This is a genomic window from Sideroxydans lithotrophicus ES-1 (assembly GCF_000025705.1).
GTDB classification, from domain to species: Bacteria; Pseudomonadota; Gammaproteobacteria; order Burkholderiales; family Gallionellaceae; genus Sideroxyarcus; species Sideroxyarcus lithotrophicus.
The window spans coordinates 141,079-154,262 of sequence record NC_013959.1; the positions used below are offsets into that span (position 1 = coordinate 141,079).

At 58.8% G+C, this 13,184-nt stretch carries 13 protein-coding genes; 10 read left to right on the forward strand and 3 right to left on the reverse strand.

Annotated features, from left to right (window positions below; all coding sequences use genetic code 11):
- Positions 1-28 precede the first annotated feature (28 nt).
- The 5 genes from SLIT_RS00635 to SLIT_RS00655 all read left to right on the forward strand — a co-directional run bounded on the left by SLIT_RS00635 (position 29) and on the right by SLIT_RS00655 (position 4,013).
- Entirely contained in the window at positions 29-649 is a 621-nt protein-coding gene (locus SLIT_RS00635) for a thiol:disulfide interchange protein DsbA/DsbL (RefSeq protein WP_013028269.1), read from the forward strand.
- Positions 649-1,437 (forward strand): SDR family oxidoreductase, encoded by a 789-nt coding sequence (locus SLIT_RS00640; RefSeq protein WP_013028270.1) that lies wholly within the window; start codon positions 649-651, stop codon positions 1,435-1,437. Before SLIT_RS00635 ends, SLIT_RS00640 begins: the two co-directional genes overlap by 1 nt.
- A 172-nt stretch (positions 1,438-1,609) precedes the next feature.
- The gene (gene petA, locus SLIT_RS00645) at positions 1,610-2,125 is read left to right on the forward strand and encodes a ubiquinol-cytochrome c reductase iron-sulfur subunit (protein WP_041420710.1); all 516 of its coding nucleotides are present in this window, start codon (positions 1,610-1,612) and stop codon (positions 2,123-2,125) included.
- Positions 2,126-2,136: 11 nt separating this feature from the next.
- Complete coding sequence (locus SLIT_RS00650) at positions 2,137-3,375, forward strand: cytochrome b (RefSeq protein WP_013028272.1); 1,239 nt, start codon at positions 2,137-2,139, stop codon at positions 3,373-3,375.
- Positions 3,372-4,013, forward strand: a complete 642-nt coding sequence (locus SLIT_RS00655; RefSeq protein WP_013028273.1) for a cytochrome c1 — start codon at positions 3,372-3,374, stop codon at positions 4,011-4,013. Before SLIT_RS00650 ends, SLIT_RS00655 begins: the two co-directional genes overlap by 4 nt.
- Positions 4,014-4,081: 68 nt before the next feature.
- Here SLIT_RS00655 and gatB read toward each other — a convergent pair whose 3' ends face one another.
- The 3 genes from gatB to gatC are packed head-to-tail and all read right to left on the reverse strand — an operon-like array spanning position 4,082 to position 7,353.
- Positions 4,082-5,596 (reverse strand): Asp-tRNA(Asn)/Glu-tRNA(Gln) amidotransferase subunit GatB, encoded by a 1,515-nt coding sequence (gene gatB, locus SLIT_RS00660; RefSeq protein ID WP_013028274.1) that lies wholly within the window; start codon positions 5,594-5,596, stop codon positions 4,082-4,084.
- 9 nt (positions 5,597-5,605) lie between these two features.
- Complete coding sequence (gene gatA / locus SLIT_RS00665; RefSeq protein ID WP_013028275.1) at positions 5,606-7,060, reverse strand: Asp-tRNA(Asn)/Glu-tRNA(Gln) amidotransferase subunit GatA; 1,455 nt, start codon at positions 7,058-7,060, stop codon at positions 5,606-5,608.
- Positions 7,061-7,065: 5 nt separating this feature from the next.
- The gene (gene gatC / locus SLIT_RS00670) at positions 7,066-7,353 is read right to left on the reverse strand and encodes an Asp-tRNA(Asn)/Glu-tRNA(Gln) amidotransferase subunit GatC (protein ID WP_013028276.1); all 288 of its coding nucleotides are present in this window, start codon (positions 7,351-7,353) and stop codon (positions 7,066-7,068) included.
- An 89-nt stretch (positions 7,354-7,442) separates the two neighbouring features.
- Between gatC and SLIT_RS00675 the strand changes: the two genes are divergently transcribed.
- The 5 genes from SLIT_RS00675 to rodA all read left to right on the forward strand — a co-directional run bounded on the left by SLIT_RS00675 (position 7,443) and on the right by rodA (position 13,172).
- Positions 7,443-8,486 carry a rod shape-determining protein gene (locus tag SLIT_RS00675; protein ID WP_013028277.1) on the forward strand — a complete coding sequence of 348 codons (1,044 nt, stop codon included), beginning with the start codon at positions 7,443-7,445 and terminating at the stop codon, positions 8,484-8,486.
- A gap of 15 nt (positions 8,487-8,501) precedes the next feature.
- On the forward strand, positions 8,502-9,419 hold the full coding sequence (gene mreC, locus SLIT_RS00680; RefSeq protein ID WP_013028278.1) for a rod shape-determining protein MreC: 918 nt from the start codon (positions 8,502-8,504) through the stop codon (positions 9,417-9,419).
- Positions 9,416-9,934 carry a rod shape-determining protein MreD gene (mreD, locus tag SLIT_RS00685; RefSeq protein WP_013028279.1) on the forward strand — a complete coding sequence of 173 codons (519 nt, stop codon included), beginning with the start codon at positions 9,416-9,418 and terminating at the stop codon, positions 9,932-9,934. The genes mreC and mreD overlap by 4 nt, the downstream gene beginning before the upstream one ends.
- Before the next feature lie 236 nt (positions 9,935-10,170).
- Positions 10,171-12,069, forward strand: coding sequence for a penicillin-binding protein 2 (gene mrdA / locus SLIT_RS00690; protein ID WP_013028280.1), 1,899 nt, complete (start codon positions 10,171-10,173; stop codon positions 12,067-12,069).
- Positions 12,069-13,172 carry a rod shape-determining protein RodA gene (rodA, locus tag SLIT_RS00695; protein ID WP_013028281.1) on the forward strand — a complete coding sequence of 368 codons (1,104 nt, stop codon included), beginning with the start codon at positions 12,069-12,071 and terminating at the stop codon, positions 13,170-13,172. Before mrdA ends, rodA begins: the two co-directional genes overlap by 1 nt.
- Positions 13,173-13,184 lie beyond the last annotated feature (12 nt).

Consider the following 13,184-nt stretch of genomic DNA (forward strand, 5'->3'; position numbering starts at 1 on the left):
GGCAATGTGATTCGATAAGGAGACGAGCATGAGATTCTTGAAGCAGATCGTGACAGTGTTGACATTGCTATGCGCGACCTATGCGCATGCCGAAGTGGTGGCAGGCAGGGATTACAAGTTGTTGAATCCGCCGCAGCCGACCAGCAGCGGCAAGAAGGTCGAAGTGCTGGAGTTCTTTTTCTACGGCTGCCCACACTGTTATCACCTGCACCCGCTGATCAGCGCGTGGGAAAAGAAGATGCCCAAGGATGTCGATTTCCAGTACGTCCCGACCATATTCAACGAAGGCTGGGAGCCTATGGCGCATACTTATTATGCGCTGGAAGCGATGGGCAAGATCAGGCAGCTGCACGATGCGCTGTTCCAGGCATGGAATGAGAATGTCGATCTGAGCGACGAAGCGCATATCTCCGAGTTCGTGGGTAAGCACGGTGTGGATCGGAACAGGTTCGACGCCGACTACAATTCCTTTACGGTATCGAGCAAGATCGCGCGCAGCAATCAACTGGTACAGAGCTTCAACATACGCGGTACGCCTACCATTGCGGTGGATGGGAAATACATCATCAGCGGTCTGCAGCCGGAGGAAACCATCCGTGTGCTGGATGAAGTGATCAAGATCGCGCGCAAGGAACGCAACAGGCACTGATGAATGTTGCAAGGGGCGCCATCCCCAACAGCAGGCTGGTCATCAGCGGCGCGTCGAGCGGCATCGGTCTGGCCCTCGCGCGCCATTATCTTGAGCGCGGTGCAACCATTGCCACTTTCGCAAGGCGCGGCGAATTGCTGCAATCCCTTGCCGCACAGTTCCCCGGCAAAGTCTACTGCTATGTACTTGACGTGCGGGATGCTCCCGCGATCCAGCAGGCAGCGAAACACTTCATGTCGCATGTCGGCGTGCCTGACATCGTCATTGCCAATGCCGGAGTAAGTCGCGGCACACTCACCGAATATGCTGAAGACGAAGAGGTGTTCCAGAACATCATGGACATCAACGTGCTTGGCATGGTGAAGACCTTTCAGCCGTTTCTGATCCCGATGCGTGAAGCACGGCAGGGCACGCTGGTCGGCATCGCCAGCGTCGCTGGATTTCGCGGCCTTCCCGGCTCGGGTGCATATTCGGCATCCAAAGCGGCAGCGATCTCCTATCTGGAAAGTCTGCGAGTGGAATTGCGGGGCAGCGGCTTGAAGGTCGTTACGCTCTGTCCCGGATATATCAAGACGCCAATGACCGACATAAATACTTATCCAATGCCTTTCATACTGGAAGCGGATGAAGCGGCCCGACGCATGGCGCGAGATATTGAACGCGGTACGTCATTTGCGGTCGTACCGTGGCGGATGGGGATCGTGGGTTGGATTTTGAAGTGCCTGCCGAATTGGTTGTATGACCTGGTTTTCAGCAAAGCGCCGCGCAAGACTCGTCGAACTGGATAGGCTTCACCGCCTATATCACTGGGTTATTTTCCGGCTGAATGATTCTAGGGGGTTACATCATTCATAGCCATAAAGGTAATCAACGCCTACCCATTTGACCCATTGCATGTGAGGTTATGCGAGCGTAGTATTCACAAGTTTTTTACAATCGGCAATATTCTCAAGGAGCGCAATGATGGAGAACGAGGCTTTGAGCAGCAATGACCGAAGAGATTTTTTGGTCAAACTGACTTCAGTGGTTGGCGGTGCAGGAGTGGCAGCAGCCTGTGTGCCGTTCGTGGCAAGTATGAACCCCAGTTCCGATGTTTTGGCCAAGGGCGTGACTGAAGTCGATCTGACCGGCATTCCACCAGGCGGTTTGCGCACCGTGGCGTGGCAGGGGAAGCCGGTATTCATTTTGCGCCGTACACCGGATGAGGTCAAAGCATCTGAAGCCACCGATGGAACGATCGATCCGGAAGCGGATAGCAAACGCGTAAAGAATCCCGAATGGCTGGTCGTGATCGGCGTCTGTACACACATGGGTTGTGTGCCGAACAAGGAGGGCGAGGGCTTCGTCTGCCACTGCCACGGCAGCCAATACGACGATAGCGGTCGCGTTGTGCGTGGCCCGGCACCGAAGAATCTTGAAGTACCGCCGTATCACTTCATTGCGGAAAACAAGATACTCATCGGCAAAGCAGCTTAGGAGACCAACCCATGAAAACAAAAGTTATGAAATGGATAGACCGGCGTTTCCCGCTCACCAGCTTCATCGAGCATGACCTGACGGGTTATCCGACACCGCGCAACCTCAGCTATTGGTGGAACTTCGGCTTTCTCGCCGGCATCGTGCTGGTGCTGCAAGTCGCTACCGGCATCTTCCTGGCGTTCCAGTACAAACCCGATACCAGCCTCGCATTCGACTCCATCCAGCACATCATGCGCGACGTGAACTTCGGTTGGCTGTTGCGCTACATGCATGCGATGGGCGCTTCGGCATTCTTCTTCGTCATCTTCGTCCACATGGCGCGTACCCTGTACTACGGTTCGTATCGCGCACCGCGCGAATTGCTGTGGTGGACAGGTCAGGGGCTGCTGCTGTTGCTGATGGCGACGGCCTTCATGGGTTATCTGTTGCCGTGGGGACAAATGTCCTATTGGGGTGCGACGGTCATCACCAATCTGTTCCGCGCAACTCCCTTTATCGGAGAACAAGTGGTTGTCTGGTTACGCGGTGATTTCACTGTAGGCGACGACACGCTGACGCGTTTCTTTGCTTTGCACTATCTGTTCCCGTTCATCATCATCGGCGCGGTAGTGATACATCTGGTAGCCCTGCATACGGTGAAGAGCAGCAACCCCAGCGGTATCGACCTTGCTGACAAGGACAACATCCCGTTCCATCCCTATTTCACTGCCAAGGATCTCTATGGTCTGGGATTGTTCCTGATCGTTTATAGCGTGTTCGTGTTCTTCATACCGAACAGCCTGATCGAACCGGCCAACAATATTCCGGCCAATCCGATGATGACACCGAACCACATCGTGCCCGAATGGTATTTCCTGCCGTTCTACGCGATTCTGCGATCGGTTCCCAGTCTGGTCGGCGGCGTGGTGGCGATGGGATTGTCGGTGATGATCTTTGCCTTCATGCCGTACCTGGACCGTTCGCGCATACCCGGCGGCGCGCGCTATCGCCCCTTCTACCGGATTCAGTTCTACCTCTTCCTGGTGGATATGCTGGTGCTGGGCTATGTCGGATATGTTCCTCCGACCAGCCAGACCATCCTGCTCGGCCAGGTGGCGACGGTATGGTACTTCTGCTCATTCTTCTTCCTGCCGTTCTTGTCCAAGGTCGAAGAACGCAAGTTGATGCAAAAAGGCTTGCCCCAGGAGGTGAAGGCGCTGATCGAGAGCGAAAAACTTCAGAAAAGCATTCAAGGAGACATGCAGTGAAAAAGCTCATAACAATATTGGCTTCGTGCTGTATCGCTACGTCGGTGATGGCTTCGGAAGCAGAACTGGAAACAGTCAAGGTGGGCAATGATGCGCAGACGCTGGAACGGGGCATTGACGGCTTCATGACCAACTGTCATTCATGCCATAGTCTGAAGTATGTCAAATTCCGGAATCTGGTCGAGATCGGCATAGACAAGGCGAAAGTGGACGCATGGCGCGCAGACCAGCCGCTGGAATCGCCCATAATGTCGCAGATGTCGGAAAGCGATGCTGCGCAGGCTTTCGGCAAGGCACCGCCGGACCTGAGCCTGATGACCAGTGCGCGCGAGGGTGGGGTGAACTATGTCTATTCCTATCTGCTGGGCTACTACGTTACGCCTGAGGGTTTGACTGGCAACCACTATTATCCGCCGACCAAGATGCCCGACATACTCGGCATGAGCATGACCACCGATGCGGCCAAGCGTACCGAGATACAAGGTACGGCGCGCAACATCGTATCGTTCCTGAATTGGGCGGCAGATCCGCATGCAGGAGAGCGTATTCGTCTGGGTTACTATGTGATCGCGTACTTGATCGTGTTGACGACGTTGCTCTACTTCGTCAAGAAACAGGTCTGGTCAAAGTTGAAATAAGCCTTCGATGACTGACTGATTCGGAGATTCAAACAGGATCGGTGCAGGAAACAACAACTGGCGGGCGATCAGCCCGCCAGTTTCTTTTTCAGGATATCGTTCAGCTGCGCGGGGTTCGCCTTGCCCTTGCTGGCCTTCATGGCGAGACCGACGAAGAAGCCGAACAGCTTGTCCTTGCCGCTACGGTATTCGGCGACCTTGTCCGCATTGGCGGCGATGATCTCGTCCACCAGGGCTTCAATGGCGCCGCTGTCGGAGACCTGCTTCAACCCCTTGGCTTCGATGATCGCATCTGCCTCACCGCCTTCTGCCCACATGGTGCGGAACACTTCCTTTGCGCCGGAATTGGAGATGGTGCCGTCGGCGATGCGTTGCAGCATGCCGCCGAGTTGCTGTGCTGTGATCGGACATTGCGCCATATCCAGGCCGTCGCGGTTCAGCTGCGCGCTGACTTCACCTATGATCCAGTTGGCGCAGATCTTCGCCTGCCCTGTCGCATCGCCGAGTGCGGCTTCGAAAAAATCCGCCATCTCGCGCGAACTGGTCAGCACGCTGGCATCGTAAGCCGATAGCCCGAGGTCGTTCACATAACGTATTTGCTTGGCCTGCGGCAACTCCGGCAAGGTACCGCGCACCTGCTCGATCCAGTCGGAAGAAATCTCCAGCGGCAACAGGTCGGGATCGGGGAAGTAACGGTAGTCGTGCGCGTCTTCCTTGCTGCGCATGGCGCGCGTCTCGCCGGTATCCGGATTGAACAGCACTGTGGCCTGCTGCACCTTGCCGCCGTTCTCGATGGTGTCGATCTGCCATTGCACTTCGTAGTCGATGGCCTGCTGCATGAACTTGAACGAGTTCAGGTTCTTGATCTCACGGCGCGTGCCCAGCGGCTGGCCCGGTTTGCGCACCGACACGTTCACGTCGCAGCGGAACGAACCTTCCTGCATGTTGCCGTCGCAGATGCCGATCCAGCGCACCAGCGAGTGCAGCGCCTTGGCATAGGCCACGGCCTCGGCGGCGGAACACATATCGGGTTCCGAGACGATCTCCAGCAGCGGCGTGCCCGCGCGGTTGAGGTCGATGCCAGTGACATTATCGCGAGGGAAGAAGATTCTGCTTCCATCTTCAGCGATAAGGGTATCGTCACTTTCAGAGTTCATCTCAAAGCCGTGGACCGATTTGCCCGCGTCTTCTTCGAGGTGGGCGCGCGTGATGCGCACCGTCTTTGCGTAGGGCTTGGCGTTACCGGACAGCGGCTCGACCTGGATGGTCAGCGCGCCCTGTCCCACCACCGGCAGGTCGAACTGGCTGATCTGGTAGCCCTTGGGCAGATCGGGATAGAAATAATTCTTGCGTGCGAACACCGAGCGTTGCGCAATGTGTGCACCGGTGGCGAGGCCGAACTTGATCGCGCGCTCCACTGCGCCCTTGTTCAGTACCGGCAGTACACCGGGCAGCGCAATGCTCACCGCATCCGCCTGAGTGTTAGGTTCCGCGCCGAACGCAGTGGATGCGCCGGAGAATATCTTTGTATTGGTGGAGAGCTGGGTATGCACTTCCAGTCCGATGACGATTTCCCAGGTCATGTCTTTTCCTTACAGCGCCTTGGGCGCACGCGTGTGCCAATCGGTCGCCAGTTGGTATTGGTGCGCCACGTTCAGCATGCGCGCTTCGTCGAAATAGTTGCCGATGATCTGCAGGCCTACCGGCATGTCGTTGGCACCGAAGCCGCAGGGGATGGACATGCCGGGCAGTCCGGCCAGGTTCACCGCGATGGTGTAGATATCAGAAAGGTACATCTGCACCGGATCGTCGCCCTTCTCGCCCAGCTTGAAGGCGGTCGAAGGCGAGGTTGGACCCATGATCACGTCGCACTGCTTGTAGGCCTCGGTGAAATCCTGCGCGATCAGGCGGCGGATCTTCTGCGCCTGCAAATAGTAGGCGTCGTAATAGCCGTGGCTCAGCACGTAGGTGCCGATCATGATGCGGCGCTTCACTTCGGCACCGAAGCCCTGCGCGCGGCTCTTCTCGTACATGTCGGCAAGGTCGCTGTATTCCGGCGTGCGATAGCCGTAGCGTACGCCGTCGAAACGCGACAGGTTGCTCGACGCTTCTGCCGGGGCCAGCACGTAGTACACCGGCACCGACAGCTTCGAGTTAGGAAGACTGATGTCGACGATGGTGGCGCCGAGTTTCCTGTATTCGGCGATGGCGGCCTCGACCGCCTTGGCTACGTCAGCGCCCATGCCTGCCGCAAAGAACTCCTTCGGCAGGCCGATGCGCAGGCCGGTCAGCGGTTTGTTCAAGTCGCGGGTGTAATCTTCCTTGTCGCGTTGCAGCGAGGTCGAATCACGCTCGTCGAATCCAGCCATCACGTTCATCATCAAAGCCAGGTCTTCCGCGCTGCGGCCCATCGGGCCGGCCTGGTCGAGGCTGGAAGCGAAGGCGATCATGCCGTAACGCGAGCATACGCCGTAGGTCGGTTTCAAGCCGGAGATGCCGCACAGCGCGGCCGGCTGGCGGATGGAACCGCCAGTGTCGGTGCCGGTTGCGGCCGCGCACAAACGGGCCGCGACGGCCGCTGCGGTACCGCCGGACGAGCCGCCGGGCACGCGCGCCGTGTCCCACGGGTTCTTCACCGGGCCGTAGTGCGAGGTCTCGTTCGACGAGCCCATGGCGAACTCATCCATGTTGGTCTTGCCGAGGTTGATCGCGCCTGCGTTATTGAACTGCGAGATGACATGCGCGTCGTAGGGCGAGACGAAATTGTGCAGCATCTTCGAGCCGCAGGTGGTGAGCCAGCCCTTGGCGCAGAAGATGTCCTTCTGTGCGATGGGGATGCCGGTCAGCGCTTCGGCCTTGCCTGCAGCGAGCCTTGCATCGGCGGCGCGCGCCTGCGCCAGAGAGACCTCCGGGTTCAGGGTGATGTAGGCGTTAAGCTGCGGGTTCAGCTGGGCGATGCGGTCGAGGTAGGCCTGCGTCAGTTCAACGCTGGAAATCTTCTTGGCGCGCAAGGCGGCGCCCAGTTGGGTGAGGCTGGAATGGATCATGGCGGTTACTCGATGACCTGCGGAACCAGGTACAAACCCTGCTCCACTTGCGGGGCGACAGCCTGGAAAGCCGCTCGCTGATCGGCTTCGGTGACCACATCTTCGCGCAGGCGCTGAGCCAGGTCCTGGCTGTGCGACATGGGCTCAACGCCTTTAGTATCAACGGCCTGCATCTCGGCGATGAGGCCGAAGATGTTGTTCAGTTGGGCTTGGGCAGCCAGGATTTCCTGCTCGTTCATCGCCAGCCGGGCAAGGCGGGCGACTTTTTCGACATCGGCTAAACTTAAGGACATAAACTGGTTTAAATCTTTATCAAATCAGGCGCGATAGGGTATCATAAACCGCTTTGCAGGCGCATACCTTCTACCATTCAGGACCTGACATGTTAAGTTATTTCAACGGCTATTTTTCCAATGACCTCGCCATCGACCTCGGTACGGCGAACACGCTGATCTGGTTGCGCGGACAGGGGATCGTGCTGAACGAGCCGTCCGTTGTGGCGATCCGCCAGGAAGGCGGCCCCAACGGCAAAAAAGTTATCCAGCAAGTCGGCCTTGCAGCCAAGCAGATGCTGGGGCGCACCCCGGGCAACATTACGGCCATCCGCCCAATGAAGGACGGCGTGATCGCCGACTTCACCGTCACCGAACAGATGCTCAAACAATTCATCCGTCGCGTGCACAAATCCAGCATCTTTACTCCCAGCCCGCGCATCGTCATCTGCGTGCCGTGCGGCTCTACTCAAGTTGAGCGCCGTGCCATCCGCGAATCCGCGTATGGTGCAGGCGCGCGCCGCGTGGAGCTGATTGAAGAGCCGATGGCAGCAGCGATCGGCGCCGATCTGCCGATCGAAGATGCGACCGGCTCAATGGTGGTCGATATCGGCGGTGGCACCACCGAGGTCGGCGTTATCTCGCTGGGCGGCGCGGTGTATTCCGGCTCGGTGCGCGTCGGCGGCGACAAGTTCGACGAAGCCATCATCAATTACATCCGCCGCAACTACGGCATGCTGATCGGCGAGAGCACCGCCGAGATGATCAAGAAGGAAATCGGTTCCGCTTTCCCCGGCAGCGAAGTGCGCGAGATGGAAGTGAACGGCCGCAACCTGGCCGAAGGTGTGCCACGCAGCTTCACCATCTCCAGCAACGAGATCCTTGAAGCCCTGACCGATCCGCTCAACAACATCGTCAGCGCGGTGAAGACCGCGCTGGAGCAGACCCCGCCGGAACTGGGCGCAGACATCGCCAGCAAGGGCATGGTACTGACCGGCGGCGGCGCATTGCTGCGCGATCTGGACCGTCTGTTGATGGAAGAGACCGGCTTGCCGGTGGTGATCGCCGACGATCCGTTGACCTGCGTGGTGCGCGGCTCAGGCAAGGCGCTCGAGCGCATGGACAAATTCAGCAATATCTTCGCCAGCGATTGATCTCGGGGCGGAGCATTGGACGATACCCGTACCCTACGATTCTTCAATCGCGGTCCCAGCCCGGTCGTCCGTCTGGTCTTCTTTTGCGTCCTCTCCCTGCTGCTGCTGTTCGTGGACGCGCGCTACCAGTATCTGGAATCCACGCGCCAGGTCCTGGCCGTGATGATCTATCCGTTTCAGCGTCTGACCGCCCTTCCCGGCGAGACCATGGGGCAGATCGCCATCTATTTCGAGACTCAACAACATCTGTTGGCCGAGAATGCGCAGCTGCGCCAGCAACATGATGTGGATGCCGCACAGCTGACCGAATTACGCGCGATCCAGGCCGAGGACACCCAACTGCGCACCTTGCAGGAGCTCAAACAGCGCGTCGATTATCCGATGCAGATGGCCGAGATCGCCTATGTCGAGCGCGACATCTTCAAGCGCAAACTGTTTGTGGATAAAGGGTCGCAGGCCAACGTACAGGCCGGGCAGGTGGTAGTCGACGACAAGGGTGTGGTGGGCCAGATTACCCGCGTTTATCCGTGGCTGTCAGAAGTGACGCTGGTCACCGACAAGGACCATGCGGTGCCGATACAGATCTTGCGCAACGGTCTGCGCGCAGTGGTGTTCGGATCGGGCGACATCAGCGAGATGGCGCTGCGCTACATGCCGGTGAGCTCGGACATCGCTGTGGGCGACGTGCTGGTCACCTCGGGCATCGATGGCACCTATCCCCCTAATCTGCCGGTGGCACAAGTCATCCGGATAGAGCGCGACCCGGCCTATCCATTCGCGCGCGTCATCTGCGCCCCGCTTGCCGGAGTTGACCGGCATCGCGCCTTATTGATCGTCTCGGGACTGCCAAAACTGCCGGAACATCCGGCGACGGCCGAAACGAACGCCGAACCTGATCAAACCAAAAAAAGACTCAAGCGGAGGAAACCGTGATTTCCGGCACGTCCAAAGACCAGGAATTCCTGCTGCCGGCGAGCACCAGCTTCATCATATTCAGCCTGTTCGTGGCGGTGATGCTCAACTGGTTGCCATGGCACGGCTGGGCGCTGGCGCTGCGCCCGGATTTCGTTGCGCTGGTACTGCTGTACTGGTGCACGCACAAACCGCATCGCGTCGGTATCGGCATCGCCTGGGTGGTCGGCATCTTCTCCGATGTGGCGGATGCCAGCCTGTTCGGTCAGCATGCGCTGGCCTATACGGTGCTGGCATTCGGCGGTATCGTGCTGCATCGCCGCGTGCAGATGTTCGACCTGCGCCAGCAGGCCATGCACGTGTTCCCCATGCTGCTGCTGAGTTACGCGGCCTATGCTGCCGTGCACTGGCAGGTGCGCGGCTATGTAGCATGGGAGTATTTCCTCGGTAGCGGCGTGTCCGCGCTGCTGTGGATCCCGATGACCCTGTTGTTGCAAGCCCTGCGCCGTCCGCGCCGCGACCCGAACGAACTTTGATCCTGGATACCGCCATTGGCTACTCCCATGAAGACGCAAAAAAGTGAACAAAAAATGACTTTGCGCTTCTCCCTCGCTCAAGCTAAAGGTGGGGCGTTGCGAGGTGCATTGCACGTCCCTCGCAACGCATGGCGGTGTTGCTCCTCCTCGGCATGGAGCGACCATTCCTCGTTGTCGCGCCTTGCCCTGCGTTGCGATGAACGTACACTCCACCTCGCCCAATTGCGGAATCCAGGATGAATCGTTACGTCGAGCTGAAGAACCATCAGCGCGAAATCTATTACTTCCGTCTGCGACTGGTGTTGAGCTTGGGCTTCGTGGCGGTGATGCTGCTCATCCTGCTGTTGCGTTTCTTCTACCTGCAAGTCATTCGCCACGACTACTTCCACACCATGGCGGACAGCAACCGCATCTACGTCGTTCCGATCGTGCCGAACCGCGGCCTGATCCTGGACCGCAACGGCGTGGTGATGGCGAAGAACTATTCCGGCTACACACTGGAGATCGCGCCGACCAAGGTCAAGGACATGGATGGGCTGATCGCCGAACTGTCCAGGCTGGTCGAGATCACACCCAAGGACATCAAGCGCTTCAAGAAACTGCTGACCGAACGGCAGACGCTGGAGACCATGCCGCTGCTGAGCCAGCTCACCGATGAAGAAGTGGCACGCATCTCCGCACAACAGTATCGCTTCCCCGGCGTAGAGATCAAGGCACGGCTGTTCCGCGAATATCCCTATACCGATGTGACATCCCACCTCATCGGCTATGTCGGCCGCATCAACCAGAAAGACATCGACCAGCTGGAAGAGGACGATGCTGCGTCCAACTATCTCGGCTCCGACTACATCGGCAAGACCGGCATCGAGCAGAGCTATGAGAAGGACCTGCACGGCAAGACCGGCTTCGAGCAGGTCGAGGTGGATGCCAGCGGGCGCGCAGTGCGCGTGCTGTCGCGCACCGCACCGAAATCCGGCAACAACCTGATGCTGACGCTGGACGCGAAATTGCAGGAAGTGGCGGAGAAGGCTTTCGGTGATTATCGCGGTGCGCTGGTGGCGCTCGACCCCACCAATGGCGAAGTGCTGGCTTTCGTCAGCAAGCCGGGTTACGACCCCAGCCTGTTCATCGACGGCATCGATACCGATACCTGGGACGAACTGAACAATTCGCCCGATACACCGCTCAACAATCGCGCCCTGCGCGGGCAATATCCGCCCGGCTCGACCATCAAGCCGTTCATGGCACTGGCCGGGTTGTATTACGGCACACGCTCTCCCACTCATGGCATCAGCGATCCCGGTTATTACATGCTGCCCGGCAGCAGGCACCAGTACCGCGACTGGAAGGTGGGTGGCCACGGCAGCGTCGACATGTTCAAATCCATCGTCGTCTCCTGCGACACTTATTACTACGGTCTTGCCAACGAACTGGGCATCGATAACATGCACAGTTACCTGTCGCGTTTCGGCTTCGGCCAGAAGACCGGCCTGGACATGGAAGGCGAAGTCTCCGGGCTGCTGCCTTCGCCCGAATGGAAAGCCAAACGCTACAACCAGATCTGGTATCCCGGCGACACCGTCTCGGCTGGCATCGGCCAGGGATACAACCTGGTCACACCGGTGCAACTGGCGTTCGCCACCGCCATTCTGGCCAACGACGGCGTGGCCTTCCAGCCGCATCTGGTGAAAGAGGTACAGCCGCCCAGTGGCGGCGGTGTGCCAACCGTGATCAAACGGCTGTTCGACCTGAAGATCGATCCCGCCAACCTCAAGCTGGTGAAGAGTGCGATGGAGGCGGTCACCAAGCCGGGAGGTACCGCGTCGGTAGCCAGCTACGGCGCCCCTTACCGCATCGCGGGCAAGACCGGTACGGCACAGGTGATCGCGATCAAGCAGGGCGAGAAATACGATGCCAAGAAGATCTCCGAATACAACCGCGACCATGCCTGGTTCATCGCCTTCGCTCCGGCAGACAAGCCGCGCATCGCGATGGCGGTGCTGGTAGAGAACGGCGGCCACGGCGGCACCACCGCAGCACCGATCGCGCGCAAGGTGATGGATTATTATCTGCTCGGCAAGATACCCCAGCCGCTGCAGAAAGTGACTGACAAGACCGGGGATGCCAGCGACTGATGATGAACGCGAGACTACTCAAACAACGTTTCATGCAGCATCTCGATCCTGTGCTGTTGATCGCCCTCGGGGGGTTCGCACTGGTCAGTCTGGTGCTGCTGTACAGTGCCAGCGACGGCAGCTGGATGCGCGTGTTGTCCCAGGCCGGCAATATCGTGGTGGCCTTCGGCGCGATGTGGATCGTCGCCAACATGCCGCTGCACTGGCTGATGCGCCTCGCGGTACCGATGTATGTACTCGGCATGATCCTGCTGCTGCTGGTGATGACGCCGCTTGGTGTGACCAGCCACGGCGCGACGCGCTGGCTCAACATCGGTCTGGCCACCATCCAGCCTTCCGAGCTGATGAAGATCGCCGTGCCGCTGATGATGGCCTGGTATTTCGAAAAGCACGAGGCGACGCTGAAACTGCGCAATTATTTCATCGCCACCATCCTGTTGCTGGTGCCGGTGGCACTGATCGCAAAGCAGCCGGATCTGGGTACGTCCATCCTCATCGGCGCGAGCGGATTCTATGTGCTGTTCCTCGCCGGCCTGTCCTGGCGCATCATGATCGGCTCCGCCTTGGCCGCCGCGGCCAGCGCGCCGTTCCTGTGGTCGATGCTGCACGACTACCAGCGCCACCGCATCATGATGCTGTTCGACCCCTCGCAGGACGCACTGGGCAAGGGCTACCACACCATCCAGGGGATGATCGCGGTGGGCTCCGGCGGCATCCTCGGCAAGGGCTACCTGAACGGCACGCAGACGCACCTCGATTTCCTGCCCGAGCGCACCACCGATTTCATCTTTGCAGTCTGGTCCGAAGAGTTCGGCCTGATCGGCAACATGCTGCTGCTGGGCCTGTATATCTTTGTCATCGGGCGCGGCTTCATCATCACCGCCAATGCCTCCACCTATTTCACCCGCCTGATGGCGGGCAGCATCACGCTCACCTTCTTCACCTATACCTTCGTCAACATGGGCATGGTCAGCGGCATCCTGCCGGTGGTGGGCGTGCCGCTGCCGCTGATCAGCTACGGCGGCACATCCATGCTCACGCTGATGCTCGGTTTTGGTATCCTGATGAGCATCCATACGCACAAGAAACTCGTTAAAACCTGAGGGGAGTCGATA